We start from the raw sequence: 21,215 nt of genomic DNA, 5'->3' as shown, positions 1-21,215 counted from the left end.
CTTAACGTTCGTTTGGGTCCGGGCGGGAGTCCGGGCGATGCTCGCAGACGCCGGCCAGCCGGTCCGCCTCGATCTTGGTCATGCCCGATGCCTGGAGCAACTCGCCGACCACGATGACCCGTCGCCGCCACCGCCACGGTGACAGCGACGTCACCTCCCGGGCCGCCGCGACGATCTCGGTGGTCTGTTTCCGCTCGACCTCGGCCGCCTCCAGGCGACGCAGCGCCGCCTCTGCCTCCCCGGCGTCCCGGGCGGTGAGCGCGTTCGCCGTGGCCGTCAGCTCGTTGGCGAACAGGTCCAGCGTGGGCCCGGCCGCGCGGTGCACCACCCGGACCGGGTTCAGCGGCAACAGCAGCAGCGCCACCACCACCACCGCCACCGCGCCGCCCACCAGCGCGTTCGCGGTACGCGGCACGGCCAGGTCGGGCGCGTTGGGCTCCACGGTGCCCAGCAGCACAGCCGTACTGCCGGCCTGCACCATCACGGCGCCGCTGCCCCGGATCACCACCGCCAGCGAGATCGCCAGCGCGACCACCAGGCCGGTCTGCACCGGACCGGCACCGATCAGCTTGATGAGCAGGTCGCCGACCAGCACGCCGACGATCACGCCGCCGAGCAGTTCGGCGGTACGGCGGATCCGGTTGCCGATCGCCGCGGCGATGGTGCCCACCGCAGCCGCCGGCGCGAACAGCGGCTGCGGGTTCTCGAGCAGCGTGCCGGCCACGTACCAGGCCAGACCGGCGGCCAGACCGGCCTGGAGAGCCACGATGAAGTACCGGCGCAGCCGCTCGTACGCCTCCCGGACCTCGCGGCGCGCCGCCGGAGCCACGGGAGTCACCGCACCGCCCGCCTGCCCGGGCGCCACAGGCACGACGGCTCGGGCTCGATCACGCCCCCCTCTACCCGCCGGGCCGCACGGTATTCCCGGCCGCGACGGCGCTCCTGTCGTACCCGTGGTCCATGATCCTTGTCGTCACAGCGGCACGGATCACGGCCGGCGACGGCGTCCCGGCGTGCCCGGCGGCGGCCGGCCGGCGGGGAGGTCGGGAAGATGACGGAGGCGACTGACGCCTCGTGGCGACGGCGCAGCGTGCTGCGGGTGGCCCCGCCCGCGCGGGCCCGCAAGCTGGCCAAGGTGCCCTTCGTGGAGCTGGCCGACGGGCGGTTGCAGGGGGTGGTGTCCAGCGGCTCCGACGTGGAACGGGTCTACGTCTCCTCGGTGACCGCCGGCACGCACGCGGTCAACTGCAGCACCAACAACAACCGGCCCTGCGGCGGGCTGCGCGGCACCATGCTCTGCAAGCACCTGCACGCGCTGGCCGACGAGGCGGTCCTGCAGTACGGCGCCGAGCAGGTCGCCCGCTACCTGCGGGTGGACGTGGGCGACGGCGTCGACAGCGGCACCGCCCTGCTGGCCCGCACCGACGCACGGCACGAGCCGGGCCCGGCCGCCGTGGTGTTCAGCCGCTTCCTGCGCCATCTGGCCTACCTCGAGGTACCGGCCGACACGGCAGCAGTGCCGGAGCTGCACTGGTTCCCGGCCACCGCGGCGGTGCGCTGATGCTCGCCGCACAGTTCACGCAGCTCCACGACGTGACGATCCCCGCGCTGGCCGAGACGCTCGCCGTCGTCGACGGCGCCGACGACACCCTCACCGCCGGCCTGGCCCGCCTCGACGAGCCGGGCGCCGCCGCCTGGGCCGCACTGGCCGGCGCGGTCGGCGGCACGCCGCTGGCCGCCCGCGTCACCGAGGCGGCCGGCGCGGTGCGCACCGGCGCGCTCACCGAGGACCACCTGGCCGCCCTCGCCGGGGCCCGCGCCGCACTGCTCGGCGCGGCACACGACGCCCTGCTCGACCGCCTCGACACCGCGCTCGGCCGGTCCCGCGCGTCGTGGACCGCCGCACCGGACGGCACCACCGTCTCCCCGCCCGCCCTGGCCGGCGCGCGGGCATGGCTGCACGAACTGGCGCTCGCCGGCTGGCGCGGCACCGACCACGAGCTGCTCTCCGGCGCCGCCGCGCCGGTCGAAGCCGCGCTCGCCGAACCGGCACTGCGCCGCATCGCGGTGCTCCTCGACGGCCTCGCCGCCGAACTGCGCGCCGCCCTGCCGGTGGCGTCGCTGCCACAGGTGCCCGCCCGCCGGTGGGCCGACCTGTGGACCCGCGCCGTCCTGCTCAGCCACGGCGCCTACGGGGAGACCGCACCGGGCGAGCCGGTCTCCGGACGGCTGCTGCCCCTCGGCGTCGACGTGCACGAGCACGACACCGCCTTCCAGGCGCAGGTACACGCCCTGCTCGAACCGGCAGGCGGCGGCGCGCCCCGGCTCGTCCGGGTCACAGTGGTCGCGGCGAAGGTCGCCACCATCGTCGGCCCGGCCTGCTGGCGGCTGCTGGAGGCGTACCCGGTCCTGCTCACCGCCCTGGCCCAGCGGCGGGCGGTCACCGTCACCGACCTGACCGCCCACGGCGCGGACCTGCGCTGGGCCGAGGACCGGGCAGCCCTCGGCGAGCCGGCCGACCCGTTCGCCACCGCCCGGGTGCTGCTCGCCGGCGCCACCGCCGCGGCGACAGCGCCGCTGCTGCGCCACCCCGCCGCGATCGCCGAACCGGTCCTGGTCGAGGGCTACACCGTGCGCGACGACGACGGCGCCCCGGCGCTCGACCTCGACGGCCGGCCCCTGCACCTGGCCACCGGCCGGCTGCCCGCCGCCGGCCCGCTCACCCCGGCGCTCGTCGCCGCCTCCACCGCCTGCCTGGGCCTGCTCCGCTGGGACGACGGCCGCTGGCTGCTGCAACCCCTCGCGGTCCGGGCCACCGTCAGGAAGCAGATCGTCGAGACGCACAACGGCGACTGGGCGTGCGGCGTCACCGACCCGAAGACGGCGAAGGCCGAGGCCAAGGCGGGCGACGCCGTGGCGGTGCTGCGCGAACGCGCGGGACGGTTGCTGCGCCGATGACCGACGACCGGACCCACGCCAACCGCCGCCAGGTGCTCTACTGGCGGCTGCTCGCCCGCCTGTTCAGCCCCGACGAGCAACCCGGGCTGGAGTCGGCGAGCGTCGCCGTCGTCGACGACCTCGGCCTGCCCACCGCCCTGCTGGACCCGGCCGTCTCCGTCGACACCGTCGTCCAGCGCTTCCCGGCGCTGGCCGGCGAGCTGCGCGGCCTGCTCACCCCCGGCGACGACACCACCGCCGCCGGGCCGTTCCAGCCGGCCGAGACCGAGGTACGCCGCGCGGCGCTGGCGTCCAAGCTGCTGCTCAACGTCTTCGCCACCGGCGGCGGCGAGGTCAGCGCCGGGCAGCTCGCCCGCTGGCAGGCCGACGCCGGCTGGTTCGAGCAGGCGTGCGGCGCGCAGCCCGGCGAGCTGCGCCGCGAGGGCGCCGGCCTGGGCGCCACGCTCGCCGGGCTGGAGGGTGACCTGGTGGCCCGGATGCGGCTGCGCGAGGTGCTCGCCGACCCGGTGCTGGCCGCCCGGCTGACCCCGAGCATGTCCCTGATCGAGCAGCTCCTGCGGGACAAGTCCAACCTGTCCGGGGTGGCGCTCGCGAACGCCAAGTCACTGATCCGCCGCTACGTCGACCAGGTCTCCGAGGTGCTGCGTACCCAGGTCGCGCAGGCCACCGTCGGGGCCGTCGACCGGTCCGTGCCGCCCAAGCGGGTCTTCCGCAACCTCGACCTGGACCGCACCATCTGGCAGAACCTCACCAACTGGAGCCCGGACGACGAGCGCCTCTACGTCGACCGGCTCTACTACCGGCAGACCGCCCGGCGGACCACCCCGTCGCGGCTGATCGTGGTGGTCGACCAGTCCGGCTCGATGGTCGACTCGATGGTCAACTGCACCATCCTCGCCTCGATCTTCGCCGGCCTGCCCAAGGTCGACGTGCACCTGATCGCGTACGACACCCGGGCGCTGGACCTGACCCCGTGGGTGCACGACCCGTTCGAGGTGCTGCTGCGCACCAAGCTCGGCGGCGGCAACGACGGCCCGGTCGCCATGGCCCTGGCCCGCCCCAAGATCGTGGAGCCGCGGAACACGGTCATGGTCTGGATCTCCGACTTCTACGAGTTCGACAGGTCCCAGCCGCTGTTCGACGGCATCGAGGCCGTGCACCGCTCCGGCGTGAAGTTCATCCCGGTCGGCTCGGTCAACAGCTCCGGCCACCAGAGCGTCAACCCCTGGTTCCGGCAGCGTTTCAAGGACCTCGGCACCCCCGTCATCTCCGGCCACATCCGCAAGCTCGTCGCCGAGCTGAAGAACTTCCTCACCTAGGAGAGCACCCCTGATGTCCGACATGCTCCGCGCCCCCGCCGAGGCCAAGTACGCCGACGAGCTGGCCTACCTGGAATCCGTCGACACCGGGCCGAAGCCGTTCTCCTGGCGGCTGAGCCCCCGCATGGTCCGCCTGTTCGTGCTCGGCTCCGAACGCGCCGACGGCCTCGACCGGGAGATCCCGCAGAAGTGGTTCGGCGACCGCAGCTTCGTCGAACGCAGCATCGTCACGCTCGCCTCCGACCGCGGCCTGCTGCTCATCGGCGACCCGGGCACCGGCAAGAGCTGGCTCGCCGAGCTGCTCGCCGCCGCGATCTGCCGCAACTCCACGCTCGTCGTGCAGGGCACCGCCGGCACCACCGAGGACCACATCAAGTACTCGTGGAACGTCTCCATGGTCATCGCCCGGGGCCAGTCCCGCGAGTCGATGATCCCCTCGCCGATCATGACCGCCATGGAGCAGGGCGTGATCGGCCGCTTCGAGGAGCTGACCCGCTCCACCAGCGACGTCCAGGACGCGCTCATCTCGATCCTGTCCGAGAAGTACGTCTCCATCCCCGAGCTGGACCACGACAACATCGTCTTCGCCAAGCCCGGCTTCTCGATCATCGCCACCGCCAACAGCCGCGACCGGGGCGTCAACGACCTGTCCTCCGCGCTCAAGCGGCGGTTCAACTTCATCCGCATCCCGGTCGTCACCAACAAGCGCAGCGAGGCCGAGATCGTCCGCTTCCGCACCGAGGAGCTGCTGCGCCGGCACCACATCGAACTGGACGTGCCGCCCACCCTGCTCGACATCCTGCTGCAGAGCTTCGCCGACCTGCGCGCCGCCGCGTCCGCCGCCACCAGCGACGACGAGAAGCTGGAGTCGGCGCTGTCCACCGCCGAGCAGATCGGCGTGCTGGAGGACGCGATCCTGCACAGCCAGTTCTTCGGCGACCGCACCCTGCGCGCCCAGACGCTCGCCGGCTCGCTGATGGGCTCGCTGGCCCGCCGCGCCCCGGAGGACCTGGCCATCCTCAACAAGTACCTGCACGGCGTGGTCGAACCCCGCGCCAAGGCCGACGGCGGCGACTGGGAGGGCTTCCTCGACGGCGGCCGCCAGGCGATCGCGTCGCTGTCATGACCGCGCCCGCACCCACCGGCCTGTTCGGCCCGCTGCGCGAGCAGCTCACCGACGCCGCCGCCGCGTTCGCCGGCTCCCCGGACGCGCTCGCCGGCATCCTCTCCGGCATGGTCGACGACGTGGACCGGGCGCTGCGCGAACGGCTGGAGATCTTCCCCGTCTGCCACCACTCCCCCGCCTCGGCGCTGGCCATGGCACGCCGCCTGCGCGCCCGCCCGCCCAAGGTGATCTACCTGGAACTCTGCGAGGATCTGCGCCCGCTGCTCGACGAGCTGCGCAACTGCCGCCTGCCGGTGGCGGTGCAGGCGTTCGCCACCGAACTCGACGGCTTCCCCGCCGAGTGGAGCCCGCTGAGCGTGGTCGCCCCCATCACCGAGGCGTCCGCCGAATACCAGGCCGTCGCGTACGCGCTGGACACCCCCGGCGTGGAGCTGGTGCTCGTGGACCGCTCCACCGACCACGTCTTCCAGTGGACCCCCCGCGACGACACCGGACCCGCACCGGGCCCGGACTCCGCCGACGAGGACGCGGGACTGCACGGCGACGCGGTCGGCGTGGAGATCGGCGACCTGCGCCCCCGGTTCGCCGAACTGGAAGCCCACCTGCTGCACCACGGCAAGGTGCGTCACTGGTCGGAATGGTGGGACCAGTACGTCGAACGGCCGCTCGCCGACGCCGACCACGACACCTACCGGCAGGTCATGGTGCTGATCGGCAGCCTGTTCCGGCGGCTGCGCCCGTCCCGGTCCGCCCGCGACGAACGCGACGAGGACCGCGAACGGTACATGTGGACCCGGATGCGACAGCACCTCGCCGAAAGCGGCGCCGACCCGGCCGACTGCCTCTACGTCTGCGGCGCCTTCCACGCCGCCAGCCATGTGGAACAGTTCGGCCTCGACTCGACCGCGCCGGACTTCCCGATCAGTCCGCGCACCGGCACCCGCTGGCGCTACGGCCTCATCCCGTCCAGCCACTCGGCCATCGAGGCGCAGTTCGGGCTGGCCCAGGGCACCGTTTCCATCGCTGCCGCGAACTGGACGGCGGCGCTCACCCGCACCCGGCTCACGCCGTACCGCCTGGCCGGGCAGCGTACCGAGAAGAAGGGCCGCCGGGCCCGCGCCACCGCGTCGGCTGCGACCGGCCCGGCCACGGACCGGCTCAGCGGGTTCCTCGCCGCCCCGCCCGTCCTCGACGAGTTGGACGAGGCCGAACTGCGCGGCTGGTGCGTCGACATCGTCCGGCTCGCCCGCCGCAACGGCTACCTCGCCAGCACCGCCGACGCGATCGCCGTGTTCGAGACGTCGATCCTGCTCGCCACCATGCGCAACCGCGCACGGCCCACGCCGTACGACTTCGCCGACGCCGCCGTGACCTGCATCGAGAAGGACGTGGTGCCCGGCCGCCGCGACATCCGCCGGCTCTGCGAGATCCTCCTCGGCGGCGACCGCGTCGGCCAGGTCGGGTACGACTCCCTGCCGCCGCTGGCCCGCGACGTCCTGGACCGGCTGCGCCCCCTCGGCCTCGACCTGGAACGGCGCACCGTGCAGCGGGCGCTGCTCGACCTCCGGGCCGACCCGGCGCTGGCACCCTGCTCCGACCTGCTGTGGATGCTGCGGCACCTGCTGCCGGCCGACGCGGTCCGCCCGATCATGGGCGAGCGCCGCCTCGGCCACCGCTCCGAACAGGAGAGCTGGGATCTCGCGCTCGGCCGCAACCAGCGCGCCCTGATCGAGCTGGGCTACGAGGGCGTCACCGTCGAGCAGGTGCTGGAACAACGGCTGCGGCGGGCGGTACGCGGCCCCGACGCGACAGCCGCCCGCGCGCTCGCCGCCGTCGAGGACGCCATCCGGCTGCTGGACAGCCCGCGCCTGGTCGACGAACTCGGCGCGCGGGCGGTGGAGCTGCTCGCCGCCGAACGCACAGTGGACGACGCACCGGAGGTGCTGCGCCGCATCCGGCGGCTGCTCGCCCACCACCGCACCACCGGACCGGCGCTGCCGGCCTGGTGCCGGACGTTCGTCACCACCGGGTACGCCCACTACTGCACGCTGCTGCCCACCGCGTTCGTGGACGAGTCCACCGGCGTACGGCAGGTCGGCGCGATGCTCGGCTTCCTGTTCAGCATGGAGAGCCTCGCGCTGTCGCTCGGGTGCGACCGCACCCAGCTCGAACTGGCGGTCGCGCAGGCCCACCCGGAGTCGCCCGCCAAGCTGGCGCTGCTCTGGGCCGCCCGCCACCAGCTCGGCCTGCTGCCCCTGGCGCGGCTGCGCGACCAGTGCGCCGAGCTGCTCGCCAATCCGCTCGTGGTGCCCGCGTTCCCGCAGTACCTGTCCGGCTTCGTGCACGCGCTCGAACCGGTGCCGGGGCTCGCGCCGTTCGTGGTGGAGACCATGTCCGCCGCGTTCGCCGGGCTGCCCGACCCGGTGCTGCTGCCCTGGCTGCCGACGCTGATCACCACGCTGCGCGAGCACGGCCCGGAGCTGGTGCCACTGCTGGTCCGCGAGGCGGAACGCACGTTCCCCGCCACGCTGCCGGCACTGGACTCCTGGACACCACCGTGGGCGGCCGCGCCCACCCCGTCCACCCCGCTCGCGCCGTCCCCGGGAACCGGTCCGGTGCACGGTCTGCTGGTCGCCCATCCGGAGGCGGTCGACGCGGTGGCGGCGCTGCTCGGGTGCGCCGGCGACTGGCAGCCGCTCGCCGAGGGCGGCACGCCGCCGGGTGACGGGGCGTCGGTGCTGCTCGCCGCACACCCGGCGACGGCTCATGCGGTGGCGACGCTGCTGGCGGACTGATCGACGTCGGCGGGTTTGCGAGGGCAGGCGACCATGGAGTGGTGATCCGCTTTCTGCTGAACCTGCTGTGGCTCGTCTTCGGCGGCGGCTTCGTCCTGGCCCTGGGCTACGGCGTGGCCGCCCTGATCTGCTTCGTCCTCGTCGTCACCATCCCGTTCGGTGTCGCCTCGCTGCGGCTGGCGTCGTACTCGCTGTGGCCGTTCGGCCGCACGATCGTGCGCAAGCCGGGCGCCGGTCTGCCCTCCGGCCTGGCGAACGTGCTCTGGGTGGTGCTGGCCGGCTGGTGGCTGGCGCTGTCGCACATCCTCGCCGGCATCGCGCTCTGCGTGACGATCATCGGCATCCCGTTCGGGGTGGCGAACTTCAAGCTGGTCCCGGCGGCGCTGTGGCCGCTCGGCCAGGAGGTCGTCGAAAACCCGTAACCACATGCCAGCCCCGGCACCCGCGCCGCCAGGGCCGGGGCCGGGCCCTCGCCGCGCCCAGCCTCTCCCCTGGCGTCCGCTGCGCCCCGCGAGCGGGTGGAACGTCATGGGTGTCAAACGAGGGCGGAGACACCCATGACGTTCCACCCGCGGTTAGCACTCCTCGGGCAACGAGTGCGAGTCCTGATGAGCGGGATCCGCGTTCCGGTCACCGGGATTGCGGGAGATCTTGGTACGAAACGGCCCCCGCGAGGGCTGTTCAGTCCCATGACCTCTGTCGCAGGTGAAGTCCCAATACATGTGTCACATGATCAGCGGGCTGGGAGGTGTCGCGGGGCCGGGTTTGACTGCGGGGCGTGGCGAATCGGCGTCTGGTCATGAGCGCGTTGGATGCCCTGCTCACGGCGGGGGTGAAGATCGATAATGTGCAGCGGTGGTGTCGGGACAACCGCTACCTCATGATCGTCGAAGCCATCGGCTCCCAGGGCCGCTACTTCCGCTCCTTCACCGCCACCAGCCTGAACGGCTCCTGGACCCCGCAGGCCGCCACCGAGTCCAACCCCTTCGCCGGTAAGGCCAACAGCGGCGCCACCTGGACCAACGACATCAGCCACGGCGAACTCATCCGCACCACCGCCGACCAGACCTTCACCGTCGACCCCTGCAACCTCCAACTGCTCTACCAAGGCCGCTCCCCCAACTCCGGCGGCGACTACGGCCTCCTGCCCTACCGGCCGGGTCTCCTGACCCTCCAGCGCTGATCCGGCCGATCGAGGAGAGAGAGGTCCGATGAGAAGGCACCAGACGACCCGTACCGCGGTGTTGTCGGCCGGGGCCGTCCTGCTGGCGTCGACCGCGGTGGCCGCGGCGCTGCCGGCCGGGGCGGCGGCGGCCGGCTGCGCGGTCACCTACGCCGTGTCGTCGCAGTGGCAGGGCGGCTTCGGCGCGAACGTCACGGTCACCAACCTCGGTGACCCGGTCAACGGCTGGACGCTCACCTGGTCCTACGCCGCCGGCCAGACCGTCACCCAGTCGTGGAACGCCACTGTGACCCAGAGCGGCGCGGCGGTCAGCGCCCGCAACGTCGACTACAACGGCTCCATCCCCACCAACGGCAGCACGTCGTTCGGCTTCAACGGGGCCTGGACCAGCAGCAACCCCGCACCGACGAGCTTCGCGCTCAACGGGGTGACCTGCACCGGTGGCACGACGCCGACATCGCCGTCCACGTCGCCGACGAGTTCGCCGACCACCTCACCCAGCAGCCCGCCGCCCACCGGGGCGGCGGACATCACCGTCAACACCGCCAGCCGCTACCAGACCATCGACGGGTTCGGCGCCGCCGTGTCGATCTGGGGCGGCGCCTGGTCGACGGCCGAGACGCAGACGCTCGTCGGGCTCGGCCCCAACCAGCTCGGCCTGTCCATCGTGCGTACCGGCATCTCGCCGGTGTCCGGCGAGTGGGGCACCCAGGTCAGCGCGCTGCGGACGGCGAAGTCGTACGGGTCGAACGTGAAGATCATGGCGTCGCCGTGGACCGCCCCGGCGGCCTGGAAGACGAACAACAGCCGGATCAACGGTGGCAAGCTGCGCACCGACTACTACGACGACTACGCCGGCCACCTCAACAGCTACGTCCAGTACATGCGCAACCAGGGCGTGACGATCGACGTCACGTCCGTGCAGAACGAGCCGGACTGGCATCCGGACTACGACTCGATGGACTGGAGCGGCACCGAACTCCAGACCTTCATGCGGGAGCAGGGCGCCAAGGTGCAGAACACCAAGCTGATGGTCGCCGAGGCGGTGAACCTGAACTACGGGTACACCGACCCGACGCTCAACGACGCGGCGGCCCGCAACAACATCGGCTACATCGGCGGTCACCTGTACGGCACCGAGGCGTCCGGCCGGCTGAAGCCGTACACGCTGGCGCAGCAGTACAACAAGCCGGTGTGGATGACCGAGTGGAACCTGCACGCGGCCGACGGCGGCGGCTCCAACATCTGGGGCAACCCGGCCAACGCCGCGGCCTGGAACGAGACGCTCGACGACATCATGCGCACCGTGCACAAGTCGATGGAGTCGAACTGGAGCGCGTACGTCTGGTGGTACGGCAAGCGCTACTACTCGTTCATCGGTGACGGCGAGTCCGCGTACGGCACCGTGGCGGGGGCGCCGCTCAAGCGCGGGTACGCGTTCTCGCAGTACGCGAAGTACGTGCGGCCCGGCTACCAGCGGGTCGCCCTGACCAAGAGCTCCAAGGCGTCGCCGCTGGAGGTCACCGCGTACCAGGGCGACGGGAAGGTCACGCTGGTGATCCTCAACAGGTCGACCAGTGCCGTGAACAACGCGATCATCCAGGCGCCGCAGAACGTGAGCCGGGCCGAGTACGTGGCCACGTCGCAGAACGCCAGCGCGGCGAGCCAGCCGGTGGGCGTGAACGGCAACCAGGTGACGGTGAACGTCGGCGCGCGGAGCATCTCCACCGTCGTGCTCACCCTCTGACCGGCGACACGAACAAGGCGGGGGCGGCCGGATCGGCCGCCCCCGCTCGTCGCGCCCGCTAACTGGCGTACGTCTCGAACTCGCCGACTCTCGGCGTACCGCCGGAGCTGTTGATCTTGAAGTTGATCTTCTTCAGCGAGGTCGCGCCGAAGGTGATCTGGCCGGCCCCGCTGCCGGAGGCGAGCACCGCGCCGGTGTCGTTGTTGACGAGCTGCCACGACCCGATCGAGCCCGAGGTGCCGGACGGCTCACGGATGACCACGCGGGACACGGTGGTGGCCGAGCCCCACTTGATCGAGACGGTGCCGGTCGCCCCGGACGGCGACCAGTACGTGCTCAGGTTGCCGTCGCGCACGTTGCCGTAGCTGGTGCCGCCGGCCTTGCTGGACCCGTCGGCCCCGGCGCCGGAGACGAGGCTCAGGTTGGTACCGCCGGACGGCGGCGGGGTGGTCGTCCCGGGCGGCGGCGTGGTGGGGGCGGGCGTGGTCGGCCCCGGCGTGGTCGGTGCCGGGGACTGCGGCGTGCAGTTGCCGTCGGAGACTCGCAGGCCGGTGTTGGCGCCCGCCGTCTGCCGCACGATGTCCGGCACGCAGCTCGCCGCGTCGAGCCGGTACGAGTACGGAACGCTGACCGTGGTCGTCGAGGTCACGTTCGGACCCGCCGGGTAGTTGTCGCTGCCCGGCGAGGACCAGGTCACGTTGTCGAAGATGTTGCCGCTGACCTGCCAGGTGCCGCGCTCGCTGGTGTAGAACGTGCCGAGCACGTCCTTGGAGTTGCGGAAGTAGTTGTTGTCCACCTTGGCCCGCGCGCCGGCCCGGGAGTTGATGCCCGACTCGTGCAGCCCGGTGTAGTGGTTGTTGAACATGTGGGCGATGCCGCCGCGCAGCAGCGGCGTCCGGGAGTCGATGTTCTCGTACAGGTTGTGCTCGAACGTGATGTAGCCGTTGCCGCGGTCGCTCTCACTCGATCCGATGAGGCCGCCGCGACCGGAGTTGCGCAGGATGCTGTACGACAGCGTCACGTACTGGGTGTCGTCCTTCATGTCGAAGAGCCCGTCGTAGCCCTCCGACTCCCCGCCGGACGCCTCCAGCGTGACATGGTCGACCCACACGTTACGGACACTGCTCTCCATGCCGATCGCGTCGCCGCCGTTGGAGGTGGGCGAGCCCGACTTCTTGACGTTCCGCACCGTGACGTTCCGGATGATGATGTTGCGGGAGTCGCGGATGTGGATGCCGAGCTGGTCGAAGACGGCGCCGCTGCCCACCCCGGTGATGGTGACGTTGCTGATCTGCTTCAGCTCGATCACGCCGTCGGCGGTGTTGCAGCTCGATCCGGAGACCTTGCTGGTGTTGCCGTGGTTGATGGTCCCGGTCACCTCGATGATGATCGGGGTGCTGCTGCTGGCCCGCCCGCAGAGCGCGGCGTGGATGGCGGTGCCGGTGGTGGCGCGTACCGTCTGGCCGCCCGCGCCGCCGGTGGTGCCGCCGTTCTGGGTGGCGTAGCCGGTGGCGCTTCCGGCCGCCGCCGACGCCTGCGGGGACGGCAGCACCACGGCGACGGCGATGCCGACGACCGCCGTGGCCAGTGCCGCGTGGAGTCGCAGTGCGACTGTTCTTCTCATGTCGCCTCATTCCTTTTTCGAGCATCCGGGAATTGCCGCCGAGCAGCGGCAGTCACCGAATGGGAATAATGAGGAGCCGCGACGCGATCAGGCGCGCCGCCAGCGAATGTGGTTCATCTGCGATGCCCGGCCCGCACATGAAACATCGATGTAACGCAATCGTATGAAAGCGCTTTCCAGGAAGGCAAGGGCTGGCGTTTGCAGGTTTTTTGCACTACTCCGGGCGGCCGGAGGCCGCGGACGCCTTCTTGACGGGACGCGCGATCGGTGGTTGCCTGCACGTCACCCCAGAAATCGACGTTCGTCTACTTCCTGCCCTCACGAGGAGCGCCGTGTCCCATCCCCGCAGGACCCTGCCGGCCGCGGTCGCCGGCGCGCTCGCCGCCGTCCTGGCCGTCTCGCCGGCGCCCGCCGCACCCCCGGCGGAACCCGCGGCCACCGGCAACGCGTGGTCCGCCGACCTCACCGTCGTCGACGCCGACGACGTCGGCGTCCGCTGGACCGGTGCCGGACTACGCCTCGCCGACACGGCGAGCCGACCGGCCGCCCAGCGCCGGCAGACGGCCGGGGGCATGCTCGTCACCGCGCCCCACCCGCTCGCCGCGCCGGCCAACCGGGTCCGGGCCGACGTCGACGCGACCACCGGCACCGGCGCCGTCGAGGTGGCGGCACGCGGCTGGCGATCGGGCGCGTGGACCGAGTGGCGGTCCGTCTCCGGCCAGGCCGTCTTCGACCAGCCCGTCACCCGGGTTTAGGTCCGGGTGGCGCTCACCGCCGAACGGCCGTCCGCCGCGCCCACCGTGCGCACGGTCCGGCTCGTCGCCGACTCGATCGCCGCCGTCACGGCCGCCACCCCGGGCCTCACCTACCGGGTGTACGCCACCCGCGAGGGCCTGGTCGGCGGCACCACCGCCAACGGGCACGTGATCGTCTCGCGGGACCACTTCGTCGCGCTGCCGTCGGCCCGCGGCCTCTCGCCGAAGAACACCGGCGACTACACCGTCCGGGTGTGCACCACCACCCGCAGCCGCTGCGAGTACGCGCCGGTCTGGGACATCGGACCGTGGAACACCAGAGACGACTACTGGAACCCGAGCAGTGTCCGCGAGTCGTGGAAGGACCTGCCGCAGGGCCGGCCCGAGGCGCAGGCCGCGTACCAGAGCGGCTACAACGGCGGCCGGGACCAGTTCGGGCGCGTGGTCGGCAGCCCGGCCGGCATCGACCTCGCCGACGGCACCTTCTGGGACGGTCTGCTGCTCACCGACAACGCCTGGGTCGACGTCGCCTACCTCTGGACCGGCACCGGCACCCGGGGCCGGATCGGTAACGGCCCGCTCAACATCCGCTCCGGTCCGAGCACGAGCAACCCCGTCGTCGGCCTGGCCGCCACGTACGCCAACGTGCCGATCGAGTGCTCGGTCACCGGCCAGTCGGTCAGCGGCCCGTACCGGACCACCAGCCAGTGGAACCGCCTCGCGTCAGGACACTTCGTCAGCCACGCGTACGTCTCCAGCGTGACCGGCACGATCGCGGCCTGCTGAGGACGACCCGCCCGGGGCGTGCGCCGGCACCGCGCCGCCCCGGGTGCGCTGGATGAGCACGACGCAGGCCAGCACCGCACCCGCCACCACCAGCGCCCCGGGCGTGACCGCCTCACCGAGCAGCACCGCCGACCAGATCAGCGTGAGCACCGGCTGGACGAGCTGGATCTGGCCCACCTTGGCGATGCCGCCCCGGGCCAGCCCGGCGTACCAGGCGAAGAAGCCGAGGAACATCGACACCACTGTGAGGTAGCCGAACCCGGTCCAGGCGGCGGCGCCGCCGCCCTGCGGCGGGTGGACGAGTGCGGCCACCACCGTGACCGGCACGGTGACCGGGAGCGACAGCAGCAACGCCCAGCAGATCGTCCGGGCGCCGCCGAGGTCGCGGGCCAGCCGGCCGCCCTCGGCGTACCCGAGTCCGCAGAGCACCACGGCGGCGAGCAGGAACAGGTCGGCGGCCGACAGCGCGCCGCGCATCGAGCCGCTCGCGGCGAGGAACGCGAGCACCAGCGCCAGGCCGGCGGCGCCGGCGATCCAGAACAGCGGCGGTGGCCGTTCGCCGGCGCGCAGCACCGCGAACACGGCGGTCATGGCGGGCAGCACGGTGACGACCACGGCGCCGTGCGCGGACGTCTGCGTGGTGAGCGCCAGCGAGGTGAACAGGGGGAAGCCGACCACGACGCCGAGCGCGACGATCGACAGCCGTCGCCACTGGTCCAGGGTGGGGCGCGGCGCGCCGGTCAGCCGCAGGTAGGCCCACGCGAGCAGCGCCGCGCCGACGGCCCGCCCGAACGCCACGAACCAGGGGTCCAGTGTGTGCACCGCGACGCGGGTGGCCGGCAGCGACATGCTGAAGGCCAGTACGCCCAGCGCGCCGAGGGCGATCCCGGCGCCCGGTCTCACCGTTACCGCGGTCGGGGCAGTAGCGCTACTCTGTGCTGTCATGAATGATGGTAGCGCTATCGATCGTGTCGTCCGGCACCTGGGTGCGCTGGCGGCCGACGCCACCCCCGGCACGCGGCTGCCGTCGGTACGGGAGCTGACCGCGCACCATCACGTCTCCCCCGTGACGGTCGCCGAGGCGACCCGGCGGCTCGTCGCGGACGGGCTGGTCGAGACACGTCCCGGCCGCGGCGCGTACGTGGCGGCACGGCGCGCCGACCCACCGCGGGCGGATCTGTCGTGGCAGACAGTCGCGCTCGGCTCGCGACGCGGCGGCGAGGAGGAGATGCAGGCGCTGCTGGCGCTACCGCCGTCAGGCGCGATCCCGCTGACCGGCGGCTACCTGGACCCCGATCTCCAGCCGGCCGCCGCGCTCGGTGCCGCGCTCGCCCGTGCGGCCCGGCAACCAGCGGCGTGGCAGCGCGGCCCGGTCGAGGGACGTGCCGACCTGCGCGCCTGGTTCGCTCGCGAGGCGGGTGGCGGCCTGCGCGCCGAGGACATGGTGATCTGCCCGGGCGGGCAGGCGGCGCTCTCCTCCACGCTGCGGGCGCTCGCCGTCCCCGGCGACACGATCCTGGTCGAGTCCCCCACCTACCTGGGTGCGCTCGCCGCCGCGCGGGCTGCCGGGCTGCGGGTGGTGCCCGTCCCCGCCGACACCGACGGGGTACGCCCCGACCAGCTCGCCGCCGCGTTCGCCCGTACCGGCGCCCGCCTGTTCTACTGCCAGCCCCTGTACGCCAACCCGCACGGCGCGACCCTGTCCGCCGCCCGGCGTGGCGAGGTGGCGGAGGCGGTGCGCGAGGCCGGGGCGTTCCTGGTCGAGGACGACTACGCCCGCGACCTCACCATCGACGGCGAGGCTCCGCCTCCACTGGCCGCCGACGACTCGAACGGGCACGTCGTCTACCTGCGCTCGCTCACCAAGTCCACGGCGCCCGGCCTGCGGATCGCCGCGATCGGCGCGCGCGGACCGGCCGGAGCACGGCTGCGCGCCGCCCGTCTGCTCGACGATCTGTTCGTCGCCGGGCCGCTGCAACAGGCCGCAGTGGAGTTCCTCACCGCGCCGGCCTGGGACCGGCACCGCCGCAGCCTGCACGTACAGCTGCGGGCCCGCCGGGAGGCGCTGCTCGCCGCGCTGGACCGGCACCTGCCGTCGCTGGCGCCGCGCGACGTCCCGCGCGGTGGGCTGCACCTGTGGGTACGCCTGCCCGACGGCACCGACGACGTGGCGGTGACCGCGACGGCCGCGGCGGCGGGCGTCACCGTCTTCCCCGGCCGCCCCTGGTACGCCGCCGAACCCCCCGCCCCCCACCTGCGCCTGACGTACGCCGCCGCCCCACCCGAGCAGATGGACGAGGCGATCCGCCGCCTGTCCACCGCCCTCCCCCACTGACCGCGGCAACTGACCCCGTCGATCTTGGACTTGTGGTGCCACATATTGTCGGCTTCGCCCCGCCATCGCAGGTGCCACAACTCCAAGATCAACGCTCCGCCCCGCCCCGCCCATCCCGCACCCGCGATCTTGCAGTTTGGTGCCCCTCATAGCAGGAGTAATCCGGCATCACGGAGGCCGAAGGTGCAAGATCGCGGGGCGGAAGAGGGCGGGGCGGGGGGGGCGGGGGTCAGTTGCGGGTGATGGTGAAGGTCGTCGTGGTGTTCTTGATGTCCTGGGCGTTGTCGGTCAGGCGGAGGTTGGTGAAGGTGGCCGCGCCGACCGCGGGGCCCTGGCCCGCCTCGGGCATCTCGTTGACCCAGATGCCGAAGCCGGACTTCGCGTCGAACGCGTCACCGCTGCGCCGCGCACCGGAGATCGACACGTTCGTCAGCACCGTGTCGGTGATCGGGTTCTCCGGCTGGCTGCCGTTGTACTTGGTCTGGAACATGATCCCCGAATACGTCGGATCGACGATGTCCACGTCGGTCACCCGGATGCCACGGAACTCCTTCGACGCGGAGAACAACCACATCGCCGGGAACGTCTGCGCCCCCCAGAAGTGCCCGCCGGACCGGATCAGCGAGATGTTCTCGAACCGGGTGGGCGGGCTGGCGCCGAACCCGACGAACGGGTAGCCGAAGTCCAGCGAGCTGATCGTGATGCCCGAGTACGTGAGCTGGTCGGCGATGTACAGGTTGCGGAACACGTTGTCGTAGCCGCCGTACACCGCCAGCCCCGCCGCCCGCCAGGTGAGCGTGGCGGTCAGGTTCTCGAACACGTTGCCGTGGTTGCCGCCGGAGCCGCCCTGGTCGGTGGCGGAGAACAGCGCGAACGCGTCGTCGCCGTTGGAGCGGCCCTCCGAGTTGGTGACCAGGTTGTTCGTGCTGCCGTTTGTCATGTTCACCGCGTCGGCGAAGGTGTTGCGGAAGCGGCTGTCCCTGATGGTCAGGCCGTCCACGCTCACCCCCCAGTACGCGCAGACGGTGTGCTCCACCCAGACGCTGTCCAGCGTCAGGTCGTCCACGTCCTTCAGTTCACCCCACACCTTGCCGGGACCGTCGATCCGGTTGGTGTAGTTGCCGAAGAACGCCAGGTGGGCGAAGGTGGACCCGCTCGCCGAGGACTCGACCCGGAAACCCGCGTCGGTGTTCTGCTGGTTGCGCGGCGTCTGGAACCGGGTGAACCACATGCCGGCGCCGACGACCTTCACCGCCTTGCCGTACACCTGGAACTTCTGCGCCGTTTCGTACGTGCCGGCGGGCAGGTAGACGCCGACCAGGGTGCCGGTGGTGTCCATCCGTACCGCGTCGAGCGCGTTCTGCACGTCGGCGTGGCTGAACCCGGTGGGCACCTTGTAGCGGGCCGGGTCGGGGTTGGCGCGCGGCGACACCAGTTCGGTGTCGACGAAGTCGATCGCGTACGTGGTGGTGTTCGCCGGGTCCTTCTGGAGCCGGATCCGGCTACCGGCCGGAACCGTGGCGTCGAGCAGCACGTTCGTCTCGTCGTACAGGTGCCGGGGCGCTCCGGCGCTCGGCGAGTCGCTCGGCCCGGCCTCCGCGCCGTAGAGCCAGATGTGCTTGGAGGTGAGGCTCATCGGCTTGTGCAGCACGCCGTTGACGTAGACGTTGAGCGTCGAGTCGATCCCGCCTCCGCCCGGCGCGTCCGGGATGGAGAAGCGGGCGACCAGGGCGTTCGCCGCCGAGCGGGTGGTCCACTCGACGTACGCGCCGGTGGTGTTGAGCGTGACCGCGCGGCGTCCGGACGCCTCCCCGGCGAGGTCGCCGATGGTGCGGTTCGGGCCGATCACCTGCGCGCCGCCGCCGGTCGTGCCGTCCTCGGCCTCGTACGCGTCGTACGGCAGGTTCGCCCCGCGACCGACGAACAGCGACCGGTCGCTGGTGTTGTTCTGCCGCTTCACCGGCAGCTCGTTGGCGTCGTCGGCGAGCACAACCCGCACCGTGTACCGGCCGTTGGCGGCGGTCCAGGCGCCGAGCGACACCGGTCCGGCGGTGGCACCGGCGGCGATCGTGCCGCTGTACGAGCCGGTGAGCGTGCGGACCACCGCGCCGGACTGGTCGCGCACCGTCAGCGTGACACCGTGCGCGCCGCTCGCCGACGCGATCGTGCCCTGGTTGCGCAGCGTCACCGCGAAGGAGACGGCGGCGCCCGCGCTCGGCGTACCGGGTGACCAGGTGACGGCGGAGGCGACCAGGTCGGAGCTGGCGACCGGGCTCACAGTCAGCGGGGTCGGGCCGGTGTAGGAGTTGTTCGCCTCGTTCTGCTCGATCACCGCGTTCGACTCGTCGACCTTCGCGGTGAGCGGGTAGCTTCCCGCGTCGCGTACGCCGATGGCCGCCGAGACGGTGCTCGACGCGCCTGCGGCGAGCGCGCCGACGGCGGCGGTGCCGACCTTCGTCGTACCCAGGTAGAGGGTGACGGCGGTGGCGGCGGAGGCCGCGGTGCCGGCGTTGCGCACGGTGGCGGACAGCGTGATCGCGTCGGTCTCCACCGGCGCGGACGGCGACGCGGTGACAGCCGTGACGGTGAGGTCCGGGTTCGGCGCCGGGACGCCGATGACCTGGAGTTCGGCGACCTGCCCGTTGGAGGAGCCGGAGTTCGCGGTGAACTGGAGCCGCACGTCGGCGGCGGTCGCGGAGACCGGGACGGTCACCGTGTTGGCGCTGGCCGGGTTGAAGGAGTACGTCGCGGAGCCGGCCAGGCTGGTGAACCCGGACGCGGACTGCTCCCGGCCGAGCACCTGGAACGTCTGGGTGCGCGCGCCCCACGCCGGGTCCGGGTTGAGCTTCACCACGACGGCGCTGATGCTCGCGTTGGCGCCGAGCGCGACGGTGAGCGTGCTCGGGTACGCGCCGGGCGCGCCCTCCCAGTACGTGGTGACGTCGTCGTCGACAGCGTTGGCGGCGGCGAACACGTGCACCATCGACGACGCGGTGGCGGGCTTGCCGACCGCCAGGTTGGTGCCGCCGGTGCCGCTGCCGGTGCGGGTGGCGGTGTTGCTGTTCGCCGACACGTTCCCGGCGGCGTCGCGGGCCCGGACGTGGTACGAGACTGTCGCGCTGTCCGGCTGGCTGTCGGTGTACGTGAGCGTGGATCCGCTCACAGTGGTACGCAGCGTGCCGTTGGCGTACACCTCGTAGCCGGTGACGCCCACGTTGTCCGTGGACGCGGTCCAGGTCAGCCGGATCTGCCCGCTCGCCGGCTGGGTGAAGCCCAGGTTGCCGGGCGCGGTGGGCGCGACGGTGTCCCCGGTGTCGCCGGTCCGGGTCACCGTGGTGCTGTTCGCCGACACGTTGCCGGCCGCGTCGCGGGCCCGCACGTAGTAGGAGACGGTGGTCCCGGCCGGCTGGGTGTCGGTGTACGTCAGCGTGGACCCGCCGACGCTCGTGCGCAGCACACCGTTGGCGTACACGTCGTAGCCGGTGACGCCCACGTTGTCGGTGGACGCGGTCCAGGTCAGCCGCACCTGGTCGGTGGCCGGCTCGGTGAACGCGAGGTTGCCGGGCGCGCTCGGCGCCTGGGTGTCGCCGGTGACCGGGCCGTAGACCTCCAGCTCGGCGAGCTGCCCGGCGGGCCAGGCGCTGTTGGCGGTGAACAGCAGCCGCACGTACCGGGTGGACGCGGTGGGCACTGTGACCGTCACCGTGTTGCCGCCGCCCGGGTCGAACGCGTACGACGCGGACCCGACGAGCGTGCCGAACGCCGAACCGTTCGTGCTGCCCTGCACGGTGATCGTCTGGCTGCGTGCGCCCCAGCCGGACGGCAGCCGCAGCACCAGCCGGTTGACGCTCGTGGCGGCGCCGAGGTCGACCTGGATCCACTGCGGGAACGCGTTGTTCGGGCTCTCCCAGTAGGTGGCCGCGTTGCCGTCGTTGGCGTTGCCCGCGCCGTACACGTCGGCGTGGCCGCTCTCGGTCATGGTCCGGCCGAGCGCCAGGTTGGTCGAGGAGGTGGCCGCGCCGTACACCTCCAGCTCGGCGAGCTGCGCGGCGGCCCAGCCGGTGTTCGCGGTGATCACGACCCGCAGGTAGCGGGCGTCGGTGGCGGTGAAGCCGAGTGTCACGGTGTTGGCAGCGGCCGGGCTGAACGTGCGGGCGGCGGAGGCGACGACTGTGGTGAAGCCGCCGCCGTCGGCGCTTGCCTGCACGGACAGCGTCTGGTTGCGGGCCTCCCAGGCGGCCGGGAGCTTCAGCACGACCTGGTCGACGGCGCGGCTGGTGCCGAGGTCGACCTGGGCCCACTGGGGCAGCGCGCCGCTGCTCTCCCAGTAGCTGCCCTGGTTGCCGTCGGTCAGGTGGGCCGCGACGTAGGGGCCGTTGACGCTGCTGGCGGTGGCGGTGCGCCCGGCGGCGAGGTTCGGGCCGCCGGCGGCCAGGGCCGGTGGGGCCGGGGCCGCGGTGACGACCAGGCCGACCGCGGCGAGCACCGCGACGATTCCGGTACGGAGTCTGGACATGGTGGACGGACACCTTCTTCCCGGGGGAGGTGGAGAGGCGTTCGGGGGTGGGGGTGCGGTGGCGCGGCGGG

14 protein-coding genes and 1 pseudogene are annotated in these 21,215 nt (G+C 72.4%); 11 read left to right on the top strand and 4 right to left on the bottom strand.

Going from position 1 to position 21,215, the window contains the following annotated elements:
- Position 1 precedes the first annotated feature (1 nt).
- Positions 2 to 838 (bottom strand): FUSC family protein, encoded by an 837-nt coding sequence (locus NMK34_RS15650; protein WP_318334014.1) that lies wholly within the window; start codon positions 836 to 838, stop codon positions 2 to 4.
- A gap of 252 nt (positions 839 to 1,090) precedes the next feature.
- On the opposite strand from NMK34_RS15650, the gene NMK34_RS15645 reads away from it, so the two are divergent.
- The 8 genes and pseudogenes from NMK34_RS15645 (at position 1,091) to NMK34_RS15610 (ending at position 11,128) form a co-directional block, all read left to right on the top strand.
- Positions 1,091 to 1,561, top strand: a complete 471-nt coding sequence (locus tag NMK34_RS15645; protein ID WP_318336358.1) for a hypothetical protein — start codon at positions 1,091 to 1,093, stop codon at positions 1,559 to 1,561.
- Positions 1,561 to 2,958 carry a hypothetical protein gene (locus tag NMK34_RS15640; protein ID WP_318334013.1) on the top strand — a complete coding sequence of 466 codons (1,398 nt, stop codon included), beginning with the start codon at positions 1,561 to 1,563 and terminating at the stop codon, positions 2,956 to 2,958. Before NMK34_RS15645 ends, NMK34_RS15640 begins: the two co-directional genes overlap by 1 nt.
- Positions 2,955 to 4,277 (top strand): vWA domain-containing protein, encoded by a 1,323-nt coding sequence (locus NMK34_RS15635; protein WP_318334012.1) that lies wholly within the window; start codon positions 2,955 to 2,957, stop codon positions 4,275 to 4,277. Before NMK34_RS15640 ends, NMK34_RS15635 begins: the two co-directional genes overlap by 4 nt.
- A gap of 13 nt (positions 4,278 to 4,290) precedes the next feature.
- A complete protein-coding gene (locus NMK34_RS15630; RefSeq protein ID WP_318334011.1) occupies positions 4,291 to 5,403 on the top strand; it encodes an AAA family ATPase in 1,113 nt (370 codons plus the stop codon).
- A complete protein-coding gene (locus NMK34_RS15625; protein ID WP_318334010.1) occupies positions 5,400 to 8,198 on the top strand; it encodes a DUF5682 family protein in 2,799 nt (932 codons plus the stop codon). The genes NMK34_RS15630 and NMK34_RS15625 overlap by 4 nt, the downstream gene beginning before the upstream one ends.
- Before the next feature lie 41 nt (positions 8,199 to 8,239).
- Positions 8,240 to 8,620 (top strand): YccF domain-containing protein, encoded by a 381-nt coding sequence (locus NMK34_RS15620; protein ID WP_318334009.1) that lies wholly within the window; start codon positions 8,240 to 8,242, stop codon positions 8,618 to 8,620.
- Between the two features lie 374 nt (positions 8,621 to 8,994).
- Positions 8,995 to 9,381, top strand: a pseudogene (locus NMK34_RS15615) (non-reducing end alpha-L-arabinofuranosidase family hydrolase); the annotation flags it as partial.
- A 28-nt stretch (positions 9,382 to 9,409) separates the two neighbouring features.
- Positions 9,410 to 11,128 carry a cellulose binding domain-containing protein gene (locus NMK34_RS15610; RefSeq protein WP_318334007.1) on the top strand — a complete coding sequence of 573 codons (1,719 nt, stop codon included), beginning with the start codon at positions 9,410 to 9,412 and terminating at the stop codon, positions 11,126 to 11,128.
- A gap of 58 nt (positions 11,129 to 11,186) precedes the next feature.
- Here NMK34_RS15610 and NMK34_RS15605 read toward each other — a convergent pair whose 3' ends face one another.
- Complete coding sequence (locus tag NMK34_RS15605) at positions 11,187 to 12,752, bottom strand: pectate lyase (RefSeq protein WP_318334006.1); 1,566 nt, start codon at positions 12,750 to 12,752, stop codon at positions 11,187 to 11,189.
- A gap of 332 nt (positions 12,753 to 13,084) precedes the next feature.
- Here NMK34_RS15605 and NMK34_RS15600 point away from each other — a divergent pair, with 332 nt between their 5' ends.
- Positions 13,085 to 13,507, top strand: a complete 423-nt coding sequence (locus tag NMK34_RS15600; protein WP_318334005.1) for a hypothetical protein — start codon at positions 13,085 to 13,087, stop codon at positions 13,505 to 13,507.
- A gap of 6 nt (positions 13,508 to 13,513) precedes the next feature.
- On the top strand, positions 13,514 to 14,293 hold the full coding sequence (locus tag NMK34_RS15595) for a hypothetical protein (RefSeq protein ID WP_318334004.1): 780 nt from the start codon (positions 13,514 to 13,516) through the stop codon (positions 14,291 to 14,293).
- Here the strand turns inward: NMK34_RS15595 and NMK34_RS15590 are convergent.
- A complete protein-coding gene (locus NMK34_RS15590) occupies positions 14,231 to 15,196 on the bottom strand; it encodes a DMT family transporter (RefSeq protein ID WP_318334003.1) in 966 nt (321 codons plus the stop codon). The two genes, NMK34_RS15595 and NMK34_RS15590, sit on opposite strands and share 63 nt — an antisense overlap.
- 40 nt (positions 15,197 to 15,236) lie before the next feature.
- On the opposite strand from NMK34_RS15590, the gene NMK34_RS15585 reads away from it, so the two are divergent.
- Positions 15,237 to 16,628 carry a PLP-dependent aminotransferase family protein gene (locus NMK34_RS15585; protein WP_318334002.1) on the top strand — a complete coding sequence of 464 codons (1,392 nt, stop codon included), beginning with the start codon at positions 15,237 to 15,239 and terminating at the stop codon, positions 16,626 to 16,628.
- 229 nt (positions 16,629 to 16,857) lie between these two features.
- Here NMK34_RS15585 and NMK34_RS15580 read toward each other — a convergent pair whose 3' ends face one another.
- Positions 16,858 to 21,144 carry a discoidin domain-containing protein gene (locus tag NMK34_RS15580; protein WP_318334001.1) on the bottom strand — a complete coding sequence of 1,429 codons (4,287 nt, stop codon included), beginning with the start codon at positions 21,142 to 21,144 and terminating at the stop codon, positions 16,858 to 16,860.
- Between the last annotated feature and the right edge of the window lie 71 nt (positions 21,145 to 21,215).

It is taken from the genome of Micromonospora sp. BRA006-A (assembly GCF_033433935.1).
GTDB lineage: Bacteria > Actinomycetota > Actinomycetes > Mycobacteriales > Micromonosporaceae > Micromonospora > Micromonospora aurantiaca.
This window is presented reverse-complemented; position numbering and strand designations above follow the sequence as displayed.

Coding starts and splice junctions, on each gene's coding strand:
- NMK34_RS15640 (WP_318334013.1), top strand. CDS start 1,561: ATGCTCGCCGCACAGTTCACGCAGCTCCACGACGTGACGATCCCCGCG.
- NMK34_RS15635 (WP_318334012.1), top strand. CDS start 2,955: ATGACCGACGACCGGACCCACGCCAACCGCCGCCAGGTGCTCTACTGG.
- NMK34_RS15630 (WP_318334011.1), top strand. CDS start 4,291: ATGTCCGACATGCTCCGCGCCCCCGCCGAGGCCAAGTACGCCGACGAG.
- NMK34_RS15625 (WP_318334010.1), top strand. CDS start 5,400: ATGACCGCGCCCGCACCCACCGGCCTGTTCGGCCCGCTGCGCGAGCAG.
- NMK34_RS15610 (WP_318334007.1), top strand. CDS start 9,410: ATGAGAAGGCACCAGACGACCCGTACCGCGGTGTTGTCGGCCGGGGCC.
- NMK34_RS15605 (WP_318334006.1), bottom strand. CDS start 12,752: ATGAGAAGAACAGTCGCACTGCGACTCCACGCGGCACTGGCCACGGCG.
- NMK34_RS15585 (WP_318334002.1), top strand. CDS start 15,237: ATGAATGATGGTAGCGCTATCGATCGTGTCGTCCGGCACCTGGGTGCG.
- NMK34_RS15580 (WP_318334001.1), bottom strand. CDS start 21,144: ATGTCCAGACTCCGTACCGGAATCGTCGCGGTGCTCGCCGCGGTCGGC.